Origin of the sequence: Pseudomonas sp. Irchel s3a10 (assembly GCF_900187525.1) — a bacterium.
GTDB lineage: Bacteria > Pseudomonadota > Gammaproteobacteria > Pseudomonadales > Pseudomonadaceae > Aquipseudomonas > Aquipseudomonas koreensis_G.
In genome coordinates this window covers 1,025,107-1,046,946 of record NZ_FYDR01000001.1, presented here as the reverse complement: position 1 = coordinate 1,046,946, position 21,840 = coordinate 1,025,107, and the positions used below count along the sequence as shown (strand labels likewise).

Sequence of the window (21,840 nt, the reverse complement as noted above, 5' to 3'; positions counted from 1 at the left end):
GCCAAACGGTGCTGGCGCGCCAGCGTCGGCAGTCTATTGTTGCCTGACGCATGTATTGCCAATGGCTGAGGACGAGATCATGAACACCAGCGATTTGCTCGAACAGCTGCTACGGGGCCAGGCCTCGGCGGGACAACAAGGTGCTGGCCCGGCCGCCGGTGGGCTGGGTGGATTGGGCGGCTTGCTTGGCGGTCTGCTGGGTGGCGGTGCAGGCTCCGGCGGTAGAGCGGCGCAGTCCGGTGGGCTGGGCGGTTTGGGTGGTTTGCTCGGTGGCCTGCTCGGCGGCGGTAGCGGTGGTGGCCTGGGCGGTGCACTTGGCGGAGCACTCGGCGGCGGTACGCAAAACCGTTCCGGCGGCACCAATTATGCGGCACTGGCCTCGCTGGGGATGATGGCGTTCCAGGCGTATCAGGCCTGGCAACGCAGTCAGGCCTCGGCGGCGCCACAACAGATCCCGCAAACGGCCAATCTGCTGGCCGGACCCGAAGTTGAAGAACACGGTCATGCCGTACTGCGGGCGCTGATCGCCGCAGCCAAGGCTGACGGTGAGATTGACGCCCGGGAACGGCAGATGATCGATGAAGAGATTGGCAAACACACCGACGATCCACAATTGCAGCAATGGTTTAACGCTGAAGTTGCCAAACCGCTGGACGCCAACGAAGTCGCCACGGCTGCAAACGGCGACCAGGCCATGGCCGCCGAAATGTATCTGGTCAGCGTGATCCTGGTAGACGACCAGCAAGACGCCGAACGCAACTACCTGGATGAACTGGCTGCCGCGCTGCGGATTGACCCGAAATTGCAGGTGCATCTGGAACAGCAGGCCAAGGGCACTGCCTGACGCAAAGTCAAAAGATCGCAGCCTGCGGCAGCTCCTACAGGGGAAAAGCGTTCCAAATGTAGGAGCTGCCGAAGGCTGCGATCTTTTGCTCTTCAAAGCCAGATTGCGTCCCATAACGGGTAATCACCCAAGCGCTGCACCAGACCGGCCCGCAATGGATTCATGACAATGTAGCGGGCAGCCACTTTAAGGTCTTCATCGCGACGCAGAGCGCGGTCGTGATATCCGCGTTGCCACAGGCCGCCCTGTCTACCGGAAATCAAATTGATTGACCGGCAACTTCTTGCCTTTACACGACACATCAATTGCGCCAAAGAACCTTGCTTCAGTTCAACCAGCCAATGCAGGTGATCCGGCATGACCACCCAAGCCAAAGACACGACCAATCCTGCCTCATCTGTCGCGCGCATCTGTTCAACCAACAGTCGTCCGATTCTCCAGTCGCTAAACACCGGTCGACGTTCCTTAATCACCGCCGTCAGCAAATAAACCCGCCCAACCTCCGAATAGCGTCCCTTGCGTAAACCGCAGGTTTTTGCAGCTTCAGGCATTCCATTGCCCTCTGTAACCATCGTCCTTCAACACTAGCTGCCCAATGACAGTTCACGAACCCAAGCCATTACACGATGTAAATGTAGGAGCTGCCGAAGGCTGCGATCTTTTGATCTTGATCGTAAAAGACAAAATCAAAAGATCGCAGCCTTCGGCAGCTCCTACAGTGACCAAGTGATGAATTGATCAAGTGAAAGAGAACTGACGCTGATCAGGCCGTCCGTCAGGGTAATTTTCATGTCGATTGAATTTTTCTCCGTAGCGGTTGCTCTGCTGATGTAGAGGCGTGAAACAACGCCCTGACCGGCTAACCGAGTGAGAACACTGACATGACTGCCCTGACCCCTCTGCATGCGCCGAGTGCGCAGCAACAGCCCATCACTGCCGACGGTGACCTGCGGCGCATTTATGAGGCACTGCTGCTTGAGGATGCGCCTGAAACCCTCGCGCAGGATTTTCTCGCCGAGCAGTTGCAGCGCGCCGCGCTGTTGCCCGAGGAACTTCCGCAGGATCCGTCGGCGTGGCAAGGCTGGGTCGCCGAGCACTGCACAGAAGTTGCCCGGCAGTACGCCGATTACCTGCAACAGCGCCAGGCCGGCGGACCGCGCCAGTTCTTCCGTAACAAGGCTCACGCGCTGTACTTTCTGCAAGCCGTGGCGCCGACCAAACTGGTCGATGGTGCTTGGCTGTACGGTTTGTTGGCGCAGTGGCGCGACCCGCGTTTCGATGGGTTGCTGTGTACCTATCTGGAAGAACTCGGCGACGGCAATCCGGCGCAAAACCACGTGGTGATCTACCGCAAACTGCTCGCTGAGCACGGTTTGCAGGACGCCAGCGCCATCGCCGATGAACGCTACCTGCAAGGTGCACTGCAACTGGCACTCGGCGCCTGTGGCGAAAGCTTGCTGCCGGAGGTGATCGGCTACAACCTCGGCTACGAACAACTGCCGCTGCACTTGCTGATCAGCGCCTATGAACTCAGCGAGTTGGGCATCGATCCGTACTACTTCACCCTGCATGTGACCATCGACAACGCCAGCACCGGCCATGCGCAAAAAGCCGTGCAGTCCGTGCTCGACCTGCTACCGCTGGAAGCCGATCGCGACGAATTTCTGCGCCGGGTGTCGCTGGGCTATCGACTCAATGACCTGGGGCACGGCAGTCGCGCGATCATCGAGGGTTTTGACCTGGAGCAGGAAGTGCTGGCGATGCTTGAGCGCAAACGCCCGTTCGGTCAGCACATGCACTCCGACTACTGCCGTTTCGAAGGCAAAACCGTCAATCAATGGCTGGCCACGCCCGAGCAACTGCCCGGATTTCTTCAAGCGATGCAGGACAAGGGCTGGATCAAACGCAACGAAGATCCGCAAGCCAGCCGTTTCTGGCAACTGATTGACGGCGACGGTGCGGCGATGTTCGGCGTGTTCAGTCCGTATGAAAAGCAGCTGCTGCACAACTGGATTGCCGGCGACTGGACCCCATCCGACCAACGCAAAGCGCCACGGCGCAGCCGTCAGGTCGCCACCCCGGACGCCGCTGTGCCCGAACACGATCCTGATGTGCAGCGCCTGATGTCTGCCCTGCAAGGTCAGGGCGGTCACGCGCAAATGGCGACGCTGATCCCTTGGTTGGCACCGGCCCGCCATGCCCACCCGGCGGGGCTGCTGGCGACACGTCGCTTCATCGAACTCAAATCCAGTCTGCGCTAAGGAAATCTCCATGAATCAGGAAGAACAACTGTCCGCCAACGACCTGACGCTGCTGCAACTCGGCCGACGCTTGCAGGCCGACGGCTACCGTTTCATCACGCCGACGCCGTTGACCCACCAGCGGGTCAACCAGCGTGACGAAGGGCAGGTGGCCGATACCCTGCGCGACGTGTTCGGCTGGTCGCGCCCGTTTGAACCGGGGCTGTTGTCCGCTGACGAACAGCGGCAATTGCAGGAGGCACAAGTGATTGACGTCTACGACGGCCGCTTGAAGAGCCGGGTGCGCTGGTCGAGTCTGGATGACTTGTTGTTCGTGCATTCCGGCTTTCCCACCGATGCCGCCGATTCGGTGTTTTTCGGCCCGGACACCTACCGTTTCGCGCAACTGATTCACGCGCATCTGCAACAGAGCTTCGCGCCGATTCAGCGTGCGGTGGACATTGGCTGCGGCGCTGGCGTCGGCGCAATCCTGATTGCCCGCGCGCGCCGTGAAGCGCAGGTGCTTGCGGTGGACATCAATCCCGCCGCGCTGCGCCTGACCGCGATCAATGCGGCATTGGCCGAGGTCGCCAATGTCGAGGTGCTGGCCAGTGATGTACTGCAGGGCACTGAAGGCAACTTCGATCTGATCGTCGCCAACCCGCCGTACATGGCCGATCCGGCCGGGCGTGCTTATCGGCATGGCGGTGGCTCGCTCGGTGCGGGGTTGTCGCTGCGCATCGTCGAGCAGGCGCTCAATCGACTGGCGCCCGGTGGCGCGTTGCTGTTGTACACCGGGGTAGCGATGGTCGATGGTCGTGATCCGTTTTTCGACACGGTGGTGCCACGCCTGGACTCGACGCGATTCGGCTGGACCTATCGCGAACTGGATCCTGACGTGTTCGGTGAAGAGTTGTTGAACCCCGGTTACCAGCGCGTGGACCGGATCGCCGTGGTCGCGCTGACCGTGACCCGCATTGGCTGACACAAGGCAGGTGCGCCATGAACAGGAACCTCGACGATTACAACCGCATGCGCGATTTCTCGGCGACCTCGGAGCCCGCCGCCGTCAAACGCCGTGGCCGCAGCAAGGCCACTGAACATGCGCTGCAGTTCTGCATTCAGAAGCACGACGCTTCGCACCTGCATTACGACTTTCGCCTGGAACTCGATGGCGCACTGAAGAGCTGGGCGGTGCCCAAGGGGCCGTCGCTCGACCCCAAGGTCAAGCGCCTGGCGGTGCACGTCGAAGACCATCCGCTGGATTATGCGACGTTCGAGGGCAGCATCCCCGAAGGGCATTACGGCGCCGGCGATGTGATTGTCTGGGATCGTGGCGTGTGGAATCCGCTGGAGGATCCGGCCAAGGCTTACGCCAAGGGCAAACTCAAGTTCGAGCTGCAGGGCGAAAAGCTCTCCGGGATCTGGAACCTGGTGCGCACGCACATGCCGGGCAAGAAGGAAAACTGGTTTCTGATCAAACATCAGGACAGCGCCGCGCGCCCGCAAGACGACTACGACGTGCTCAGCGCCGAGCCGGATAGCGTGCTCAGCGAACGTACCCTGATCAGCAAACCCAAGCTCGCCGCCGAGCAAGCCAAGCCAGTGAAGAAGTCCCCGGCCAAACCGCGCAAGGCGGCGTCCGGGACGCTCACCGGTGCGCGCAAGGCCAAACTGCCGGCGCAGCTCAAACCGGAACTGGCGACTCTGGTCGACAGCGCACCCGAAGGACAGTGGAGTTACGAGATCAAGTTCGACGGTTACCGGATCATGGCGCGCATCGATCACGATCAGGTGCAACTCTTCACCCGCAACGGCCACGACTGGACGCACAAACTGCCGCAACAGGCGCAAGCGCTTGCCGAATTGGGGCTGGAATCGGCATGGCTGGATGGCGAAATGGTGGTCGCCAACGAACACGGTGTGCCGGACTTTCAGGCGCTGCAAAACGCGTTCGAAGTCGGGCGCAGCGCCAGCATCATGTACTACCTGTTCGACATGCCCTATCTCAACGGCGTCGACCTGCGTGAGGTGCCGGTCGAGGAACGCCGCGCGGCGTTGTCCACGGTACTCGGTGGGCATGAACAGCCGTTGCTGCGCTTCTCCGAAGCCTTCGATGAAACACCGGACGCGCTGCTCAACAGCGCCTGCCAGATGCAGATGGAAGGGCTGATCGGCAAACGCCTCGGCTCGCCTTACGTGTCACGGCGCAGCAGTGACTGGATCAAGCTCAAGTGCAAACATCGGCAGGAATTCGTGGTTGTCGGCTACACCGATCCGAAAGGTGCGCGCAGTGCTTTCGGTGCGTTGTTGTTGGGCCTGCATGATCGCGACAGTGGCGAGTTGCGCTATGCCGGCAAGGTCGGCACCGGATTCAACGAAACCACACTGAAAAGCATCCTCGCTCAGCTCAAGCCGTTGCAGGTGAAGAAGGCTGCCGTGGTCAATCCGCCGAGCGGCTTCGAGGCCAAAGGTGTGCACTGGCTCAAACCCAATCTGTTGGCAGAAGTGGCATTCGCCGAAATGACCAAGGACGGTTCGGTGCGCCACGCTGTGTTCCATGGGCTGCGCAATGACAAACCGGCCAAGTCAATTACCGAGGAGCGCGCGAAACCCGTGAAGACTTCAGCGAAAGCCACCCCGTCGAAAAAAGCTGCCTCGACGAAGAAAACTGCAGAATCAAAGAAAGCCACTCAGCCGAAGAAAGCCGAACCGGCGCCGTCCCAGCTGGGGCTGGCCAGCGGCAAGGTGCGCATCACCCACCCCGATCGGGTGATCGATGCGGTCAGCGGCACCACCAAGATGCAACTCGCCGAGTATTACGCCAGCGTCGCCGAGTGGATCCTGCCGCAGCTCAAGGATCGCCCGGTTGCGCTGGTGCGGGCGCCGGACGGCATTGCCGGCGAGCTGTTCTTCCAGAAAAACGCCGAGCGCCTGGCGATTCCCGGCATCACCACGCTGGACAAGGACGTTACCGGGCAACCGGTGATGTTGATTAACAACGCCGAAGCCTTGATCGGCGCAGTGCAGATGAGCACGGTCGAGTTGCACACCTGGAACGCCACCACCGTCGATCTGGACAAGCCTGACCGCTTCGTCCTCGATCTCGACCCTGACCCTGCGCTGCCGTGGAAAAGCATGGTCGAAGCCACCGCACTGACCCTCACCGTGCTGGATGAACTGGGGCTCAAGGCCTTTCTCAAGACCAGTGGCGGCAAGGGCATTCACCTGGTGGTGCCGTTGACCCGCAAGCATGGCTGGGACGAGGTCAAGGATTTCAGCCATGCGATCGTCAGTCACATGGCCAAGCTGTTGCCGGAACGTTTCTCAGCGGTGTCCGGGCCGAAAAATCGTGTCGGGCGAATCTTTATCGATTACCTGCGCAACGGTCTGGGCGCCACCACTATTTGTACCTATGCCGCGCGTACCCGTGAGGGCCTGCCGGTGTCGGTACCGCTATTTCGCGAAGAAGTGGGTGAAATCAAGGGCGGCAATCAGTGGAACATCAGCAATGTCCATGAGCGCTTGAACGATGTCGGCGATGAGCCGTGGGCCGACATGAAGAAAACCCGCCAAAGCATCACCGCAGAGATGCGCAAACGGGTCGGGATGAAACGCTGATCAGGTATCGCGCAGCAAGTCGTGGGCGTTGAGCAGTTCGAAGGCGATTTCGGGGTGGTTGTTCAGGCCCCGGCGAATCGCGGCCGGGATGGACTTGCGCGTCTTGCGGCACAGCCCCGGCAGTGCCTCGATCTGAATCTCGATGCCGAGCATGCTGCGCACCTCATGAAACCCCGGAGCAACTTCCACGCGCAGGCCCAACTGTTCGTGCATGCGCTGTTGCAGATGCCGCAAGTCCGCAAGGTCTTTAAGTTGTTCCAGACGTGCCAAGAGGATTTTTTCCTGCTCGCGGGTCAGGCGCAGAATGCGCAGATCGGTGCCGGGCGTTTCCAGCAACGATTCGCGCCCGCAATTGCAGGCGCCGGGCGGGCAGGGTGAGCGCAAAGGCGCAGCAGGTGCAAGAGTCGTCATGGCCTCCATCATAGAGGCCGTCGGACAGTTTTGCCTATGCGCCTTCAGCTGCCGTCCATCGGCCGCTGCGTCCCTGGGAATTACTGATTCAGGCCTTCGTAATGCACCAGAATCGCGTTGGCGAGATCTTCATCGCTGGCATTGAGGCCGGGGTTATCGTGACGCACCTGTTGCAGCACCGATTCCAGATAAACCCCACGGATGGCCCCGCCGCTGGCGACGAACGCTGACAGGTCGTCGCGCGCCGGGATCACCATTTTGTGATCTTTGAAGGTCGAGTACAGCGACGCGGAAACACCCGCCGAGGTGGCGACATCGCCGGCATCGACACGGGCGAGCGCCGAGCCGACAGGGAGGCAGAGCAGGAGAGAAGAAACGAGCACTAACTTGCGCATGACGGTGTTCCTCCACAAGCGCGAAGCAAAAAGGAAGACTACATAATCTCAGAGGTGCGACCTTTGCCGGAGTTCCGTCGAACGCGCGGATACTTGCTGAAACGCTCTGAAGCGGCACTTCTGCACAAATAAGCTTAACTGAAATCCTGACAGGCGCATTCGGCGCGCCTCATGGAGGAACTCACGGTGTCGATCAAATTGCGTTTGCTGTTGCTGATAGCAACCAGCCTGCTGACGGCGCTGATCGTGAGTCTGGTCAGCTATGTGGGGAATACGCGCATGTCCGCGGCGGTGAACGACAACGCGGTGAGCATGACCGCGCTGCGCAATCACATGGAAGCCGACATGATGCACGACGCGCTGAGGGCCGACGTGTACTCGGCGATGCTGGTCGGCCTGGGCAAAAGCACCGGCACGGCCGCCGAGGTGCGTGATTCGATCAGCGAGCACGCCACGCATTTTCGCGAAGTGCTGGAAGAAAACCTCAAATTGCCAGTCAACCCGACGATCAAGTCTGCGCTGGAACACATAAAACCCAGCCTGGACACCTACATTGCGGCGGCCGAGCGCATTGTCGGCCTGGCACTGGACAACCCGGACAGCGCGCAACGGGAGCTGGGCACGTTCAACACTGCTTTCACTGAGCTTGAAGAGCAGATGGCCGCCCTCAGCGAACTGATCGAAAGCAATACCCGCGACACCAGTCAGGCCACCGAAAGCGCCATTCGCAATGCCAACATTGCCCTCGGCGTGGTGTTGCTCGCCGGTCTGCTGCTGTTGCTGGCGCAGGGGCGCTGGGTGACCCGCAGCATCATGGGGCCCCTGAAGTCCGCCAACCACATCGCGCAAAGCATCGCCCACGGCAACCTCAGCGAGCCGATCAGCGAACCGCCCGGCAAGGATGAGGCCAGCACGCTGATCCGCAGTCTGGCGACGATGCAGCGCGACCTGCGCAACATGATCGACGTCGTGCGGCGCAACGCCCATGGCGTCAGCGGCATGAGCGAGCAGTTGAGTCACGGTTGCCATCAGGTCGCCGACAGCAGTCAGCAGCAAAGCGCCGCCGCCGGCACCATGGCCGCTGCCGCCAGCCAGATGACCGCCAGCATCGAGGAAATCACTCGTCATGCCGAACGCGCGCTGGGCATGGCCAATCAGGCCGAGTCGCTGGCCAAGAGCGGCGGGCAGGTGATCCATCAGGTGGTCAGCGACATGGACGACATCGCCCGCTCGGCGCAACAGTCGGCGCAGGTCATCCGCACGCTGGATCAGGAATCCGAAGGCATCTTCAATATCATTCAGGTGATCAAGAGCATCGCCGACCAGACCAACCTGCTGGCGCTCAACGCGGCCATCGAAGCCGCGCGGGCTGGCGAGCAGGGGAGGGGTTTTGCCGTGGTTGCCGACGAAGTGCGCAGCTTGGCGGCACGCACCAGCGCCTCAACCCAGGAAATCGCCGCGATGGTCGCGCGCATCCAGCACAGCACCCGCGAGGCGGTCAGCAGCATGGAGGCCGGCGTGGCCCAGGTCGACAAGGGCATGGCGGTCACGGCCGAAGTCGAACGGGCGATCCGCGAAATCCTCGACGCCACCCTCAGCACCACGCAACTGGTCAACGACATCACCCGCACCATCGGCGAGCAAAGTCATGCCAGCAACGAAATCGCCCATCAGGTGGAGATGATCGCCGGGATGTCCGAGGGCAACAGCAAAGTGATCGGGCAGACGGCCAATACTACCGATGAGTTGTCGAGTCTGGCGGGGGCGTTGGCGTTGTCGGTGGACCGGTTTCGCTTGTAGTGCCGCCATCGCGAGCAGCCCCATTCCCTGTAGGAGTGAGCCTGCTCGCGATGGGGCCAGCCCAGCCATCACAGGTTTCGGGATCATGTTCAGCCCAAACCGGCCGATAACGTCCAAAGCGGAAAAAGACTCTCAAGTCGGGAACAGACGCGCGGGTTTGCCCTGACGTGATATTCTTCGCGCCAACTTGGTTTGACCTTATTCGGTTTGCCTGCCTTTGGGGCGGGCTGACGGAATCCCTGTCGCTCAAGTAGCTGAAGCCAATAATGATAAGAAGTCAGTTCAGAAGGGACATTAACTGAGGTCGATGCGGTACGTCGGCCTTGTGTGCCCACCCGTCAAAATTGAAGTGTGCCGGAATCTGCGACGCGAGCCTGAGCGTCATCAAAGCGGATCGCATACAGATAACAGCGGCGGGCGGAAGGCGTTTTATCATAGGTGCAACGGATGTTTAAGAAAGTGAACACAGCCTTGCTAGGGCTGGCTTTGGCGATGGGGATGTCGTCCGCCAATGCTGCAGAAGCAAAGAAAGTCGACGTTCTGCTGATCGGCGGCGGCATCATGAGCACCACCCTGGGTGTGTGGATCAATGAGCTGGAGCCAAGCTGGTCGATGGAAATGGTCGAGCGCCTCGATGGCGTCGCCCTGGAAAGCTCCAACGGCTGGAACAACGCCGGTACCGGTCACTCGGCGCTGGCTGAGCTGAACTACACCCCGGAAGACGACAAAGGCAACGTGACGATCCCGAAAGCTGTCGAGATCAACGAAGCGTTCCAGGTGTCCCGTCAGTTCTGGGCCTGGCAGGTTCAGCAAGGCGTTCTGAAGAACCCTCGCTCGTTCATCAACACCACTCCGCACATGAGCTTCGTGTGGGGCGATGACAACATCAAGTTCCTGAAAAAGCGCTACGAAGCCCTGCAAGCGAGCCCGCTGTTCGCCGGCATGCAGTACTCCGAAGACCCGGCTGTGATCAAGAAGTGGGTCCCGCTGATGATGGAAGGGCGTGACCCGAACCAGAAAATCGCGGCCACCTGGAGCCCGCTGGGTACCGACATGAACTTCGGCGAAATCACCCGCCAGTTCGCCGCTTACCTGCAGACCAAGCCTAACTTCGATCTGAAACTGTCCAGCGAAGTGCAGGACATCACCAAGAACGAAGACGGCACCTGGCGCGTCAGCTACAAAAACCTGAAAGACGGCACCAAAACCGAAACCGACGCCAAGTTCGTGTTCATCGGCGCTGGTGGCGGCGCTCTGCACCTGCTGCAGAAGTCGGGCATTCCTGAAGCCAAGGAATACGCTGGCTTCCCGGTCGGCGGCTCGTTCCTGGTGACCGATAACCCGGCCATCGCCGAGCAGCACCTGGCCAAGGCCTACGGTAAAGCTTCGGTTGGCGCACCGCCGATGTCGGTTCCGCACCTGGACACCCGTGTTCTGGACGGCAAGCGCGTCATCCTGTTTGGCCCATTCGCGACCTTCAGCACCAAGTTCCTCAAAGAAGGCTCGTACCTGGACCTGCTGACCAGCACCACCACCCACAACATCTGGCCGATGACCAAGGTCGGAATCAAGGAATACCCGCTGGTCGAGTACCTGGCCGGTCAACTGATGCTGTCGGATGAAGACCGTCTGAACGCGCTGAAGGAATACTTCCCGAACGCCAAAGCCGAAGACTGGCGCCTGTGGCAAGCCGGCCAGCGCGTGCAAATCATCAAGCGTGATGAAGCCGCTGGCGGCGTGCTGAAACTGGGCACCGAAATCGTTGCTGCACAAGACGGCTCCATCGCCGGCCTGCTGGGCGCATCGCCAGGCGCGTCGACCGCTGCACCGATCATGCTGAGCGTGCTGCAGAAAGTCTTCAAAGACAAAGTCGCCACCCCTGAGTGGCAGGCCAAGCTGCACCAGATCGTGCCAAGCTACGGCACTCAGCTGAACAGCGATCCGGCCAAAGTGGCACAAGAGTGGGCGTACACCGCCAAGATCCTCGAACTGCCGACTCCACCGGTGATCGGTCAGGCTGCTGCTCCGGCTGCACCTGCAGCTGAAAAAGCTGAAGCGCCGAAGGAAAATGCTGCACGTGACATGGCGCTGTAACTAGACGCCAGATACGTAAAAGCCCACTGAACCGGTAACGGTCAGTGGGCTTTTTTGTGGTGCCACTCCCCTGTAGGAGCTGCCGAAGGCTGCGATCTTTGATCTTGTTTTTGAAAAATCAAAGTCAAAAGATCGTCCGATCGCGGCCCGAACCTGCGGCAGCTCCTACACTTGTTTTGCGTTTGCCAGGTAGGCGCCAAGCCGACGGCCCATTTCTTCGCCCAACGCCTGCAAGCCGCTCAACGGCCGCACCATCACCTCGAACTCGACAATCTTCCCGCTTTCATCAAAGCGAATCATGTCGATCCCCTTCAACTCTTTTGCCCCCACCTTGGCACTGAACTCCAAAACCACATTCAAGCCATCGGCAGTCGCCAGTTCGCGGTGGTATTTGAAGTCTTCAAACACGTTGCATACGGTGCTGAGGATCATCGTCACCACTTGCGCGCCGGGGTAAGGCGAGTGGGCCATGGGCGAGCGGAATACCGCGTTCGGGTCGAGCAGTTCGGGCAAGGCCTCGAGGTTGCCGGTGCGGATCATCTCGTGCCAGCGTTTCAGGGATTCGGCGGCGTTGGCGTGCAGGTTCAGTTCGGACATTGACCACTCCTGGAATTGTTGTTGTTCTTCGCGCGACGGCAATCACTCTAGTTCAAAGCGGCGGATCACGAACCGTTGTGTGTCGATCTGAATACCAGAGCATCGGCGGAACGGATCAGATTGGCATCTGATCCGTATTTTTCTGCTGGATCTGCCTCTGTAACCGGTTCAGTCAGGCGCTCAGAATAGCCCGGCATTTCGGTCACCCGCGGCAGCCCTTCATCCCGAAGCGCCCGGTGCACCGCAAGCTCAACATTAAGGAGAGCAGCATGAACAAGATGGCGATTTTCCTCGGTGGGTTTCTGACGTTGACCATTCTGATCGGAATGCTCGCGACGATATCTCCGGTCTGAACCCCGGCCGCTTTACACCAGACTCCAGCGCCCTTTTTTGTCGAAGGGCGCAACTGTTTCTACTGCGCTGTAATTTCTCGCATCACACCGAACTGGACTGAACCGGGAGGCGGCGCAAGCGATTGAGGGTGTATGTACCGGCCTCTTCGCGAGCAAGCCCGCTCCCACATGGATTTGTGAACAACACAGATCCAGTGTGGGAGCGGGCTTGCTCGCGAACGGGCCAGTAGCGTCACTGAAAATCTCTCAAGCGAATCAAGGCGCACCAAACACCATCGTCCAATAAACCCCCTCATCACTGCGCGCCTCACTGGCGAACCCGGCGCCGACCTGGGTGAACATCGGGTTCATCAGGTTGGCGCAGTGCCCGGGGCTGGCCAGCCATCCGGCCATCGCCTTGCCCGGTGAGCTCTGCCCGGCGGCGATGTTTTCGCCGATCTGCCGACCTCGATAACCCGCCGCCCGGGCGCGATCTGCCGGCATATCGCCGTCCGGGTCGCGATGGGCGAAGTAGTTGCCGTAGGCCATGGCTTTGCTGTGGCCTTGTGCGGCGGCGCCCAGCGCGGCGTTCCAGCTCAGGGGGCGGGCGGCGGCGAAGCGTTGGCGCCCGCACATCCGTGGGCGTGCCCGTGCGGCGTTGACCTCCGCAAGCAAGGCCTTGCCGACGCTGCGGTTGTCGCCGACACGACTGTCGAGCACCGGTCGCGCCAGCACCACTTGCCATTCACCGCGGGAGCGGCTGACGCCGATGTCGGCGTACTGCGCGTCAAGCAGGGCGGAGCAGTGGCTGTCTTGCAGCTGTTCGAAGGCTTCCTCAGCATCCTCGGCACCGACAATGCGGATACTGCGCACTGCCACCGCCGAATAACCCGAAGATTTCAACCTCTCGCGCAAGCCACCGCCGTAGCCATAGCCGATCGGCAACGCCAGATTCGATTTCAGCGACAGTGGCGCCAGGCGCTGGGCAGGGCGGCGGTCGCAACGTTGCGGATGGGCGCGATAGTCGTTGATCGCGGCGGCCAGTTGCCGCTCTTCGCTGGCGTGCGAGGTCTCGGTGAATAGTGGGGCAAGGATCAGCAGGCACAGCGAAACGAAGCGTGATGAGCGAACGACATGGCGCATGGGACGGCAGACTCAGGGAAAAAGACAGTGCTGAAGTGGGCGGCCGCGGAATACGGCGCCACTAGGACTGGGCTTTTGAGACTTGGTTCATGCTGGCCACCTGGCTTTTTTGCAGGGCTGATGCGGGGCAGGCGAGCCGGAGTTTGTGCTGTCCGCACTGGCGCCTTCGCGAGCAAGCCCGCTCCCACAGGGGATCGCACTTTCAAAAGGAGGGCAGGGCAATCCTGGATTGGTGTTGTCGGCACTGGCGTCTTCGCGAGCAAGCCCGCTCCCACAGGGGATCGCACTTTCAAAAGGAGGGCAGGGCAATCCTGGATTGGTGTTGTCGGCACTGGCGCCTTCGCGAGCAAGCTCGCTCCCACAGGGGATCGCACTTTCAAAAGGAGGGCAGGGCAATCCTGGATTGGTGTTGTCGGCACTGGCGTCTTCGCGAGCAAGCCCGCTCCCACAGGGGATTGCATTATCAAGGTGGGAGCGAGCTTGCTCGCGAAGGGGCCAGTTCAGCCTACGCAATAATCGGCTATCAGCGATCAATTACTTCCTGCATCCACCGCAGATACTGCACCCGCTCGGAAATCGAGTTATGCCCCGAATCCGGCACCACCCGCAGCGTCGCCACGCCTTTGGGGAAATGCGTCAGCAGCCGCTGCGTACTGTCCCGTGGAATCACTTCGTCATCGCTGGCAGCCAGCAGCAGAGTCGGCACTTGAATGTGCGCGGCATAGCGGCCCGACTCGTAGCGATCCTTCAGCAACCATCTGACCGGAAACCACGGGTATTGGCGGACGGCGAGTTCTTCGAGGCTGTTGTACGGTGTCACCAGTATTAGCTGGTTCGCCGGGCGCTGACTCGCCAGCCGCACCGCCACCCCGGAACCCAGGCTGCGCCCGATCACGGCAATCTGCGGATGGCTGGCGTACACCTGATCAAACAGCGCCAGCGCATCTTCGGCAATCGCTTCTTCCGAAGGTGAGCCGCCGCTGCCACCGAAACCCCGATAGTTCAGCAGGTACACCGCGTAGTCGGGGAAGGCTGCGCTGAATGAAGGCAGGTTGCGCGACACATCTTCGGCATTGCCGCCAAAGTAGATCAGCGCTTTCGGCCCGGCGTGTTCGCGGACGGTCACCCACACATCGGCATCCGGCATCGCCAGTTTCAACCGCGAATCTGCCGCAGTCACGGCACTGTCAGGCTGGGGGAAATAGATCAGCGAACGCTGAAACACGAACAGCGCTGCACACAGCAACAGGTAGAGGGCGACGAGCAGGGCGACGAGTGACATCAGTTTTCTGGGCATTCGACTAACTTTAACGGGGCGCGGGTGTTCGCTGTCGCAGTGTAGTCCAGCGGACTGGACGGGGCGCCGTCGCACACAACGTGCAACAGATTCACGCAGCAGGGGAACCAGCATGAGCCACACTGAGGGTTGCTCCCGTCGCCGCTTGCTCACGCTGGCTGCCGGGGTTTCGGCGGTCCTGACCTTTGACCGGGCGTTGGCCACTGCCACCACACCGACTGCCACTTCGCCGAGCCAGGCAGGAGACCAGACCATGCAGACCCGCGCCATCCCTTCCAGCTCCGAGCTGTTGCCCGTGGTGGGCCTGGGCACTTATCGCAGCTTCGACGTTGCCCCCGGCGATCCGCCTTACAAATCATTGCCAGCAGTGCTCGACGAGTTGTTCAAAAAGGGCGGCACGCTGATCGATAGCTCGCCGATGTACGGCCGCGCCGAGCAAGTCACTGGCGAGCTGCTGGCGATCCACGAACCGCGTTCACCCGCGTTTCTGGCGACCAAGGTCTGGACACGCGGGCGCGAGGAGGGCATCGCGCAGATGGAGCAGTCCTTCCGTCTGCTGCGCACCGAGCGCATCGACCTGATGCAGATCCACAACCTGCTGGACTGGCAGAGCCATCTGCCAACCCTGCGCGAATGGAAAGAACAGGGGCGCATTCGCTACATCGGCATCACCCATTACACGCCGTCGGCCTACGATGAAGTCGAAGCGTTGCTCAAGGCCGAACAACTCGACTTCCTGCAAATCAACTACGCCCTCGATGATCGCGGTGTGGAGAAGCGCATTCTGCCGCTGTGCCGTGAACGCGGGGTGGCGGTGATCTGCAATCGGCCTTTTGGCGGTGGCGAGTTGCTCGCCCGACTCAAGGGCAAGCCGTTGCCGGCCTGGATCTCGGACGTGCAGGTCAACAGCTGGCCGCAACTGGCGCTGAAGTTCCTGCTGTCACACCCGGCGGTGACCTGCGTGATTCCCGGTACCGGCAACCCACGCTATATGGCTGACAACGCCGGCGCCGGGTTCGGGCCGATGCTCACCGATGCGCAGCGCCACCAGTTGATTGCGCTATTGGGCTGATCCAACTGTGACAGATCAAAGCTTTAACGCGCAGCTTTATCGCGAACGCGTCTGAAAGACTGTCAGGTCTGACAGTTGGAAGGGCGACCCCAGCACATGATCATGCAGATTCACCGGCTTGAATAAAGCAGGCAGATCATGAACGTTTCAGCTAACAGGCTCGTCGGTTGCGTTGCGGTATGCCTTCTGTTGATGTCAGTGGGCGCGTACGCCGCGAGTGCCGAATACATCTGTCTTGGAATGCAGCGTGGGCAAATTACTACTGTCACCGCCAGCTCTCTGAAGGCCGCGATCAAAATAGCGAAAGACCAATGGGGGGCGGCGGGTTGCTATAAAAAATGATAGGTCCCGGCAGGTTTTTCAGCCGCGATATCGCAACGCCTCCACCAACAGCGCAAACGCCGGCGCCGCCTGGCGTCGGCTCGGGTAGTACAGGTGGTAACCGGCAAACGTCGGGCACCAGTCTGCCAACACTTGCACCAGACGCCCGTCGGCCAGATGCGGCGCGACGATGTTTTCCGGAATGTAGCTGAGGCCGAAACCATCCAGTGCGGCGTCGAGCAGCGGGTAGACGCCGTTCAGCGTGACTTGCCCGGACACTCGCACCTTGAGGCTTTCGTCACCCTTCTCGAATTCCCAGGTGTAGAGCCCGCCGTTGGTGGGCAGGCGCAGGTTGTTGCAGGCATGGTCAGTCAAATCTCTTGGTGTTTCCGGGCGAGTGCGGTTGGCGAAGTAGGCCGGGGAGCCGACCACCGCCATGCGCATGTCCGGGCCGATGCGCGTGGCGATCATGCCTTGGGCCACGTCTTCGCCCAGGCGTATGCCGGCGTCGAAGCCTTGTCCGGCGATGTCAACGAAACCGTAATCGCAGATCACCTCGACGGCGATGTCCGGGTACTGCGGCAGGAATTCCTTGAGCACCGGACGCAGCAGCCAGTTCAGCGAATGATCGGTGGCACTGATGCGGATCCGGCCGGCCGGGGTTTCGCGCAGGTTGCTCAGGGCCGCCAGTTCCTGTTCGATCTCTTCGAAGCGCGGGCCGATGGTTTGCAGTAAATGTTCGCCGGCCTCGGTAGGGGAGACGCTGCGGGTGGTGCGGGTCAGCAGGCGCAGGCCCAGACGCGCTTCAAGGGCGCGAATGATATGGCTGAGCGCCGATTGCGAGACGCCGAGTCTGGCTGCCGCTTTGGTGAAACTGCGCTCGCGGGCCACGGCGAGGAAGGCGAGCAGGTCACTGGCGTTTTCTCGAAGCATTGATGAGAGTCCTGCATAAGTTTTTTCGAATTCTAGTCGATTATCTGAAGAGTACGGCTCGCTAAAGTGACGCAAGTTCCTTTGTAGGAGCTGCCGAAGGCTGCGATCTTTTGATGTTGTTTTTCAGGATCAAGATCAAAAGATCGCAGCCTGCGGCAGCTCCTACAGGGAGATTCTGTATAAATCTGGAGTTTTGCGATGAATTCGATTGCTGATACTGAGCACGCCCCGGGGGTAACTGTTACCACAAATGGTTCACAACCCTCAGCCAAAGGCCCTACAGACTGGTTCACTGGCACTGTGCGTATTGACGCGCCGTTCAAGGGCAGCAATGTCGCGCGTGTCAGCGGCGCAACGGTGACCTTCGAGCCCGGCGCACGTACGGCGTGGCATACCCATCCGTTGGGTCAGACGCTGATCGTCACCGCCGGTTCAGGTTTTGTGCAGGAGTGGGGTCAGCCGGTTCGGCAGATCCGCCCTGGCGATACGGTGTGGATTGCGCCGCAGGTGAAGCACTGGCATGGCGCCGCGCCGACCACGGCGATGACGCACATTGCGATTGCCGAGGTGCTGGAGGGTGAAGTAGTGGAGTGGATGGAGCAGGTGAGTGCTGAGCAGTATTCACACTGACTTCTGTAGGAGCTGCCGAAGGCTGCGATCTTTTGACTTTAGCTTCTCAAGCAAAAGATCGCAGCCTGCGGTAGCTCCTACAGGGGGTGGACGAGTCAGATCATTTCCGGCAACGAATCGAGGATCTTGTCCAGCGTAATCGGATACTCACGCACCCGCGCCCCGGTGGCGTTGTAGATTGCATTCGCCACCGCCGCACTCACGCCGCAAATCCCCAGTTCACCCACACCCTTGGCTTTCATCGGCGATGAAATCGGATCGGTTTCGTCGAGGAAAATCACCTCCTGATGCGGGATGTCGGCATGCACCGGCACCTCGTATCCGGCGAGGTCATGATTGACGAAAAAGCCCAGCCGCTTGTCCACCGCCAGCTCTTCCATCAACGCCGCGCCGACGCCCATGGTCATCGCGCCGATCACCTGGCTGCGCGCGGCTTTCGGGTTGAGGATTCGTCCCGCCGCGCACACCGCGAGCATGCGCCGCACGCGGACTTCGCCGGTCGCTGCATCTACCGCAACCTCCACGAAATGCGCGCCGAAAGTCGACTGCTGATACTGCTTGGCGAGGTCGCCGAATTCGATGCTGTCCTCGGCCTCGACCACGCCATCTTTTGCCGCATCACGCAGCGACAGGGTCTTGCCGCCGGCGCGCACCTGACCGTCGGCGAACTCGACGTCGCTGCCGCTCAGGCCCAGTTTGCCGGCCACCGCTTCACGCAGTTTCATGCACGCGGCATACACCCCGGCGGTCGAGCAATTGCCGCCGAACTGGCCACCGGAGCCGGACGACACCGGGAAGGTCGAATCCCCCAGATGCACGCTGACATCCGCCAGGTCCACGCCCATCATCTCGGCCGCGGTCTGAGCGATGATCGTGTAGCTGCCGGTGCCGATGTCGGTCATGTCGGTTTCCACCGTGACCTTGCCGTCGCGCTCCAGCCGCACTCGGGCGCCGGACTTCAGCAGCAGGTTGTTGCGAAACGCGGCGGCGACGCCCATGCCGATCAGCCAGCGACCTTCGCGACGGCTGCCGGGTGTGGCGTTGCGCTGGTTCCAGCCGAATTTCTCGGCGCCGGTCTGCAGGCATTCGATCAGACGCCGCTGGGAGAACGGACGCTCGGTTTTCACCGGATCGACCTGGGTGTCGTTGAGGATGCGGAACTGCACCGGATCGAGCTTGAGCTGCTCGGCCATTTCGTCCATGGCGATTTCCAGCGCCATCAGCCCCGGCGCTTCACCCGGCGCACGCATGGAATTGCCTTCGGGCAGATCCAGCGGCGCCCGGCGCATGGTCACCCGGCGGTGTTCCCCGGCATAAAGCAACTGGCTCGGCTGCGCGGCGACTTCGACCTTGCCGTCCTTGAGGTTGCCCGACCAGCCTTCGTGGGCGATGGCGCTGAGCTTGCCGTCCGCCGTCGCGCCCATCCGAATGCGCTGGATCGTGGCCGGGCGGTGGGTGGTGTTGTTGGCCATTTGCGGGCGGGCGAGGGCGACTTTCACCGGGCGGTTGGCCAGGCGCGCACCGAGGGCCGCGAGGATCGCGTCGGAACGAATGAACAGTTTGCCCCCGAAGCCGCCGCCAATGTATGGCGAGATCAGGCGCACGTTCTCCTTGGGCAGGCCAAGGGTAGTGGCGACGTCGCCGACGCTCCAGGCGATCATCTGATTGGAGGTCCACAAGGTCAGATGATCACCTTTCCACGCGGCCAGGGTCGCGTGCGGTTCCATCATCGCGTGGGACTGATCGGGAGTGGTGTAGGTCTGGTCGAACTGCACCGGCGCGGCGGCGAAGGCCTTGTCGAAATCGCCGTGGGTGACGTCGGGCAACTCGTCGTCTTCGACACCCTGGTCGCGCACGTTGGCCAACTCGAACTCGCCTTTGGCCGCGACGTAATCGACCTTGACCAGTTGCGCTGCGGCGCGGGCCTGTTCGAAGGTCTCGGCGACCACCAGCGCGACGGCCTGATGATAGTGCTGCACCTCGGGCCCGGCCAGCAGCGGCGCCGCGTTGTATTGGCCTTTGCCGAGTTTGCCGGCATTGGCGGCGGTGACGATGGCCAGCACGCCGGGCGCGGCTTCGGCGGCGTCGAGATCGATGTGGCTGATGCGACCCTTGGCGATGGCCGAGCCGACCATGAAACCGTAGGCCTGATTCGCCACGGCCTGATGTTGCTCGTAAGCGTAGGGCGCTTGGCCACTGGTTTTCAGCGGGCCTTCGATGCGGTCGGTGGGTTTGCCGACGACCTTGAGCTGGTCAATCGGGTTGGTGGTGGCGGGCGTGTCGAACTTCATGCTTCATCCCTCGCTTGCGCCAACACCGAGCCGAGCGTGCGCTCGACCAGCGTCAGTTTGAATTGGTTGTCGTGAGTTGGCGTGGCACCGTCGAGCAGGCGCTCGCTGACGGCTTTTGCGCCTTTGGGCAGCAACGCGTCGGCGTCTTCGACCCGCCACGGTTTCGGCGCAATACCGCCGACCGCCACGCGGCCACTGCCGTCCTTTTGCAGGATCAGACCGACCGATACCAGCGCGAAAGCGTACGACGAGCGATCGCGCACCTTGTGATAGATGTGCGTGCCGCCAACCGGGGCGGGCAGGGTTACCGAAGTGATGAACTCGCCGGGCGTGAGGCTGGTTTCGATGTTCGGCGTGTTGCCCGGCAGTTGATGGAAATCGGCGATGGCGATGCTGCGGGTGCTGCCGTCCGGCTTCACCGTTTCAACCTGCGCGTCGAGGGCGCGCATGGCAATTGCCATGTCACTCGGGTGGGTGGCGATGCAGGCGTCACTGACACCGATCAGCCCCAATTGCCGGCTGACCCCGCCAATCGCCGCGCAGCCGCTGCCGGGCTGGCGTTTGTTGCACGCCTGATTGACGTCATAGAAGTACGGGCAGCGGGTGCGTTGCAGCAGGTTGCCGGCGGTGCTCGCCATGTTGCGTAACTGGCCGGAAGCCCCGGCGAGCAGGGCACGGGAAAGCAGTCCGTAGTCTTTGCGCACGCGGCTGTCAGCGGCCAGATCGGTGTTGCGCACCAGTGCGCCGATGCGCAATCCGCCTTCAGGCGTGGCTTCGATCTGATCGAGGCCCAAGTGGTTGACGTCGATCAGGTGCAGCGGGGTCTCGATGTCGAGTTTCATCAGGTCCAGCAGGTTGGTGCCACCGGCGATGAACTTCGCGCCTTCGACCTGTGCCGCCAGCGCTGCGGCTGCGGCAGGGGAGTCGGCGCGGCTGTAATTGAACGCTCTCATGCTGGCACCTGCGCGACTTCAGTGATGGCTTCGATGATGTTCGAGTAGGCGCCGCAGCGGCAGATGTTGCCGCTCATGCGTTCCTGGAATTCGCTGGCAATCAGTTGCGGGGCTTCGGTCAGGCTGGGGCTGACGTGGCTGGGGATGCCCTCGCGGATTTCCTTGAGCACCGCCACCGCCGAGCAGATCTGCCCCGGCGTGCAATAGCCGCACTGGTAGCCGTCGTGCTTGATGAACGCGGCCTGCATCGGGTGCAAATTGTCGGGCATGCCGAGGCCTTCGATGGTGGTGATCTCGCTGCCTTCGTGCATCACCGCCAGGGTCAGGCAGGCATTGATTCGGCGGCCGTCGGCGATCACCGTGCAGGCGCCGCACTGGCCGTGGTCGCAGCCTTTCTTGCTGCCGGTCAGATGCAGATGTTCGCGCAGGGCGTCGAGCAGGGTGGTGCGGTTGTCGACCTCAAGGGCTTGGGGTTTACCGTTGACGTTGATCGTCAGTTTGGCCATGGCGGGTTGCTCCAGACTGGCCGCGTAGGCCTTGAGGCTAATGAAGGGGGGCATTGCAAACGCGGTGGCGGTCACCGCGCCGAGGATCAGGAATCTTCGTCGGGAAATCGTCATGCTTAGATTCCTCTCTGGCTTAATCAGGACGGCAGGGATTGAAGGGCCCATTCGGGCGCGCCGGCATGTTTACCGGTCTCGTTCTTGGAATGACCTGCGCGGAGGGGAAAAGGTTTTTGCGGATTTTCGCTATAGAGTTATGCGCATGGCTCATCAATCTTCTGATCGACACATAGCCAAATTTGGGGGGCATGCCTATCAATGTGGGAGGGGGCTTGCTCCCGAAGGCGTCGGAACAGTTCGCCT

General features: G+C 61.3%; 18 protein-coding genes. 8 read left to right on the top strand and 10 right to left on the bottom strand.

Going from position 1 to position 21,840, the window contains the following annotated elements; genetic code table 11:
* Positions 1–79 precede the first annotated feature (79 nt).
* Complete coding sequence (locus CKW11_RS04665; protein WP_095136775.1) at positions 80–844, top strand: tellurite resistance TerB family protein; 765 nt, start codon at positions 80–82, stop codon at positions 842–844.
* A gap of 92 nt (positions 845–936) precedes the next feature.
* Here CKW11_RS04665 and CKW11_RS04660 read toward each other — a convergent pair whose 3' ends face one another.
* Positions 937–1,395, bottom strand: a complete 459-nt coding sequence (locus CKW11_RS04660; protein WP_095136598.1) for a transposase — start codon at positions 1,393–1,395, stop codon at positions 937–939.
* Between the two features lie 330 nt (positions 1,396–1,725).
* On the opposite strand from CKW11_RS04660, the gene CKW11_RS04655 reads away from it, so the two are divergent.
* The 3 genes from CKW11_RS04655 to ligD are packed head-to-tail and all read left to right on the top strand — an operon-like array spanning position 1,726 to position 6,705.
* Complete coding sequence (locus CKW11_RS04655) at positions 1,726–3,105, top strand: iron-containing redox enzyme family protein (RefSeq protein WP_095136597.1); 1,380 nt, start codon at positions 1,726–1,728, stop codon at positions 3,103–3,105.
* A 10-nt stretch (positions 3,106–3,115) separates the two neighbouring features.
* Positions 3,116–4,069 (top strand): class I SAM-dependent methyltransferase, encoded by a 954-nt coding sequence (locus CKW11_RS04650; protein WP_095136596.1) that lies wholly within the window; start codon positions 3,116–3,118, stop codon positions 4,067–4,069.
* Between the two features lie 17 nt (positions 4,070–4,086).
* The gene (gene ligD / locus CKW11_RS04645; protein ID WP_095136595.1) at positions 4,087–6,705 is read left to right on the top strand and encodes a DNA ligase D; all 2,619 of its coding nucleotides are present in this window, start codon (positions 4,087–4,089) and stop codon (positions 6,703–6,705) included.
* Here ligD and CKW11_RS04640 read toward each other — a convergent pair whose 3' ends face one another.
* Complete coding sequence (locus CKW11_RS04640) at positions 6,706–7,128, bottom strand: hypothetical protein (RefSeq protein ID WP_095136594.1); 423 nt, start codon at positions 7,126–7,128, stop codon at positions 6,706–6,708.
* Between the two features lie 68 nt (positions 7,129–7,196).
* Positions 7,197–7,511: a DUF2388 domain-containing protein gene (locus CKW11_RS04635; RefSeq protein WP_025111286.1), complete on the bottom strand. Its 315-nt coding sequence runs from the start codon at positions 7,509–7,511 to the stop codon at positions 7,197–7,199.
* A 186-nt stretch (positions 7,512–7,697) separates the two neighbouring features.
* On the opposite strand from CKW11_RS04635, the gene CKW11_RS04630 reads away from it, so the two are divergent.
* Together CKW11_RS04630 and mqo are read left to right on the top strand one after the other, a co-directional pair.
* On the top strand, positions 7,698–9,311 hold the full coding sequence (locus CKW11_RS04630) for a methyl-accepting chemotaxis protein (protein WP_095136774.1): 1,614 nt from the start codon (positions 7,698–7,700) through the stop codon (positions 9,309–9,311).
* A 447-nt stretch (positions 9,312–9,758) separates the two neighbouring features.
* Positions 9,759–11,405 carry a malate dehydrogenase (quinone) gene (gene mqo / locus CKW11_RS04625; protein WP_095136593.1) on the top strand — a complete coding sequence of 549 codons (1,647 nt, stop codon included), beginning with the start codon at positions 9,759–9,761 and terminating at the stop codon, positions 11,403–11,405.
* 165 nt (positions 11,406–11,570) lie between these two features.
* Here mqo and CKW11_RS04620 read toward each other — a convergent pair whose 3' ends face one another.
* The 3 genes from CKW11_RS04620 to CKW11_RS04600 form a co-directional block, all read right to left on the bottom strand.
* Positions 11,571–12,002, bottom strand: coding sequence for a nuclear transport factor 2 family protein (locus CKW11_RS04620; RefSeq protein ID WP_095136592.1), 432 nt, complete (start codon positions 12,000–12,002; stop codon positions 11,571–11,573).
* Between the two features lie 608 nt (positions 12,003–12,610).
* Positions 12,611–13,477, bottom strand: coding sequence for a CAP domain-containing protein (locus tag CKW11_RS04610; protein ID WP_095136591.1), 867 nt, complete (start codon positions 13,475–13,477; stop codon positions 12,611–12,613).
* Between the two features lie 523 nt (positions 13,478–14,000).
* Positions 14,001–14,774, bottom strand: a complete 774-nt coding sequence (locus CKW11_RS04600; RefSeq protein ID WP_095136589.1) for an alpha/beta hydrolase — start codon at positions 14,772–14,774, stop codon at positions 14,001–14,003.
* Between the two features lie 112 nt (positions 14,775–14,886).
* Here CKW11_RS04600 and CKW11_RS04595 point away from each other — a divergent pair, with 112 nt between their 5' ends.
* Positions 14,887–15,846, top strand: coding sequence for an aldo/keto reductase (locus tag CKW11_RS04595; protein WP_177439970.1), 960 nt, complete (start codon positions 14,887–14,889; stop codon positions 15,844–15,846).
* A gap of 360 nt (positions 15,847–16,206) precedes the next feature.
* Here the strand turns inward: CKW11_RS04595 and CKW11_RS04585 are convergent, their stop codons facing one another.
* Positions 16,207–17,100 (bottom strand): LysR family transcriptional regulator, encoded by an 894-nt coding sequence (locus CKW11_RS04585; protein WP_095136586.1) that lies wholly within the window; start codon positions 17,098–17,100, stop codon positions 16,207–16,209.
* Positions 17,101–17,298: 198 nt separating this feature from the next.
* Here CKW11_RS04585 and CKW11_RS04580 point away from each other — a divergent pair, with 198 nt between their 5' ends.
* Entirely contained in the window at positions 17,299–17,730 is a 432-nt protein-coding gene (locus tag CKW11_RS04580) for a cupin domain-containing protein (RefSeq protein ID WP_095136585.1), read from the top strand.
* Between the two features lie 95 nt (positions 17,731–17,825).
* On the opposite strand, the gene paoC is transcribed toward CKW11_RS04580, so the two are convergent.
* From paoC to paoA, 3 genes are read right to left on the bottom strand one after another with little or no spacing between them, the layout of a single operon-like run.
* Positions 17,826–20,021: an aldehyde oxidoreductase molybdenum-binding subunit PaoC gene (gene paoC / locus CKW11_RS04575; protein WP_095136584.1), complete on the bottom strand. Its 2,196-nt coding sequence runs from the start codon at positions 20,019–20,021 to the stop codon at positions 17,826–17,828.
* Entirely contained in the window at positions 20,018–20,974 is a 957-nt protein-coding gene (locus CKW11_RS04570; RefSeq protein WP_095136583.1) for a xanthine dehydrogenase family protein subunit M, read from the bottom strand. The genes paoC and CKW11_RS04570 overlap by 4 nt, the downstream gene beginning before the upstream one ends.
* Positions 20,971–21,594: an aldehyde dehydrogenase iron-sulfur subunit PaoA gene (gene paoA / locus CKW11_RS04565; RefSeq protein ID WP_095136582.1), complete on the bottom strand. Its 624-nt coding sequence runs from the start codon at positions 21,592–21,594 to the stop codon at positions 20,971–20,973. The genes CKW11_RS04570 and paoA overlap by 4 nt, the downstream gene beginning before the upstream one ends.
* Between the last annotated feature and the right edge of the window lie 246 nt (positions 21,595–21,840).

What these genes read in the sequence shown, in the direction of transcription:
- CKW11_RS04635 (WP_025111286.1), bottom strand. Translation starts at nt 7,511, where the DNA reads ATGCGCAAGTTAGTGCTCGTTTCTTCTCTCCTGCTCTGCCTCCCTGTC.
- CKW11_RS04580 (WP_095136585.1), top strand. Translation starts at nt 17,299, where the DNA reads ATGAATTCGATTGCTGATACTGAGCACGCCCCGGGGGTAACTGTTACC.
- mqo (WP_095136593.1), top strand. Translation starts at nt 9,759, where the DNA reads ATGTTTAAGAAAGTGAACACAGCCTTGCTAGGGCTGGCTTTGGCGATG.
- paoA (WP_095136582.1), bottom strand. Translation starts at nt 21,594, where the DNA reads ATGACGATTTCCCGACGAAGATTCCTGATCCTCGGCGCGGTGACCGCC.
- CKW11_RS04665 (WP_095136775.1), top strand. Translation starts at nt 80, where the DNA reads ATGAACACCAGCGATTTGCTCGAACAGCTGCTACGGGGCCAGGCCTCG.
- paoC (WP_095136584.1), bottom strand. Translation starts at nt 20,021, where the DNA reads ATGAAGTTCGACACGCCCGCCACCACCAACCCGATTGACCAGCTCAAG.
- ligD (WP_095136595.1), top strand. Translation starts at nt 4,087, where the DNA reads ATGAACAGGAACCTCGACGATTACAACCGCATGCGCGATTTCTCGGCG.
- CKW11_RS04640 (WP_095136594.1), bottom strand. Translation starts at nt 7,128, where the DNA reads ATGATGGAGGCCATGACGACTCTTGCACCTGCTGCGCCTTTGCGCTCA.
- CKW11_RS04570 (WP_095136583.1), bottom strand. Translation starts at nt 20,974, where the DNA reads ATGAGAGCGTTCAATTACAGCCGCGCCGACTCCCCTGCCGCAGCCGCA.
- CKW11_RS04610 (WP_095136591.1), bottom strand. Translation starts at nt 13,477, where the DNA reads ATGCGCCATGTCGTTCGCTCATCACGCTTCGTTTCGCTGTGCCTGCTG.
- CKW11_RS04620 (WP_095136592.1), bottom strand. Translation starts at nt 12,002, where the DNA reads ATGTCCGAACTGAACCTGCACGCCAACGCCGCCGAATCCCTGAAACGC.
- CKW11_RS04655 (WP_095136597.1), top strand. Translation starts at nt 1,726, where the DNA reads ATGACTGCCCTGACCCCTCTGCATGCGCCGAGTGCGCAGCAACAGCCC.
- CKW11_RS04660 (WP_095136598.1), bottom strand. Translation starts at nt 1,395, where the DNA reads ATGCCTGAAGCTGCAAAAACCTGCGGTTTACGCAAGGGACGCTATTCG.
- CKW11_RS04650 (WP_095136596.1), top strand. Translation starts at nt 3,116, where the DNA reads ATGAATCAGGAAGAACAACTGTCCGCCAACGACCTGACGCTGCTGCAA.
- CKW11_RS04600 (WP_095136589.1), bottom strand. Translation starts at nt 14,774, where the DNA reads ATGCCCAGAAAACTGATGTCACTCGTCGCCCTGCTCGTCGCCCTCTAC.
- CKW11_RS04585 (WP_095136586.1), bottom strand. Translation starts at nt 17,100, where the DNA reads ATGCTTCGAGAAAACGCCAGTGACCTGCTCGCCTTCCTCGCCGTGGCC.
- CKW11_RS04595 (WP_177439970.1), top strand. Translation starts at nt 14,887, where the DNA reads ATGAGCCACACTGAGGGTTGCTCCCGTCGCCGCTTGCTCACGCTGGCT.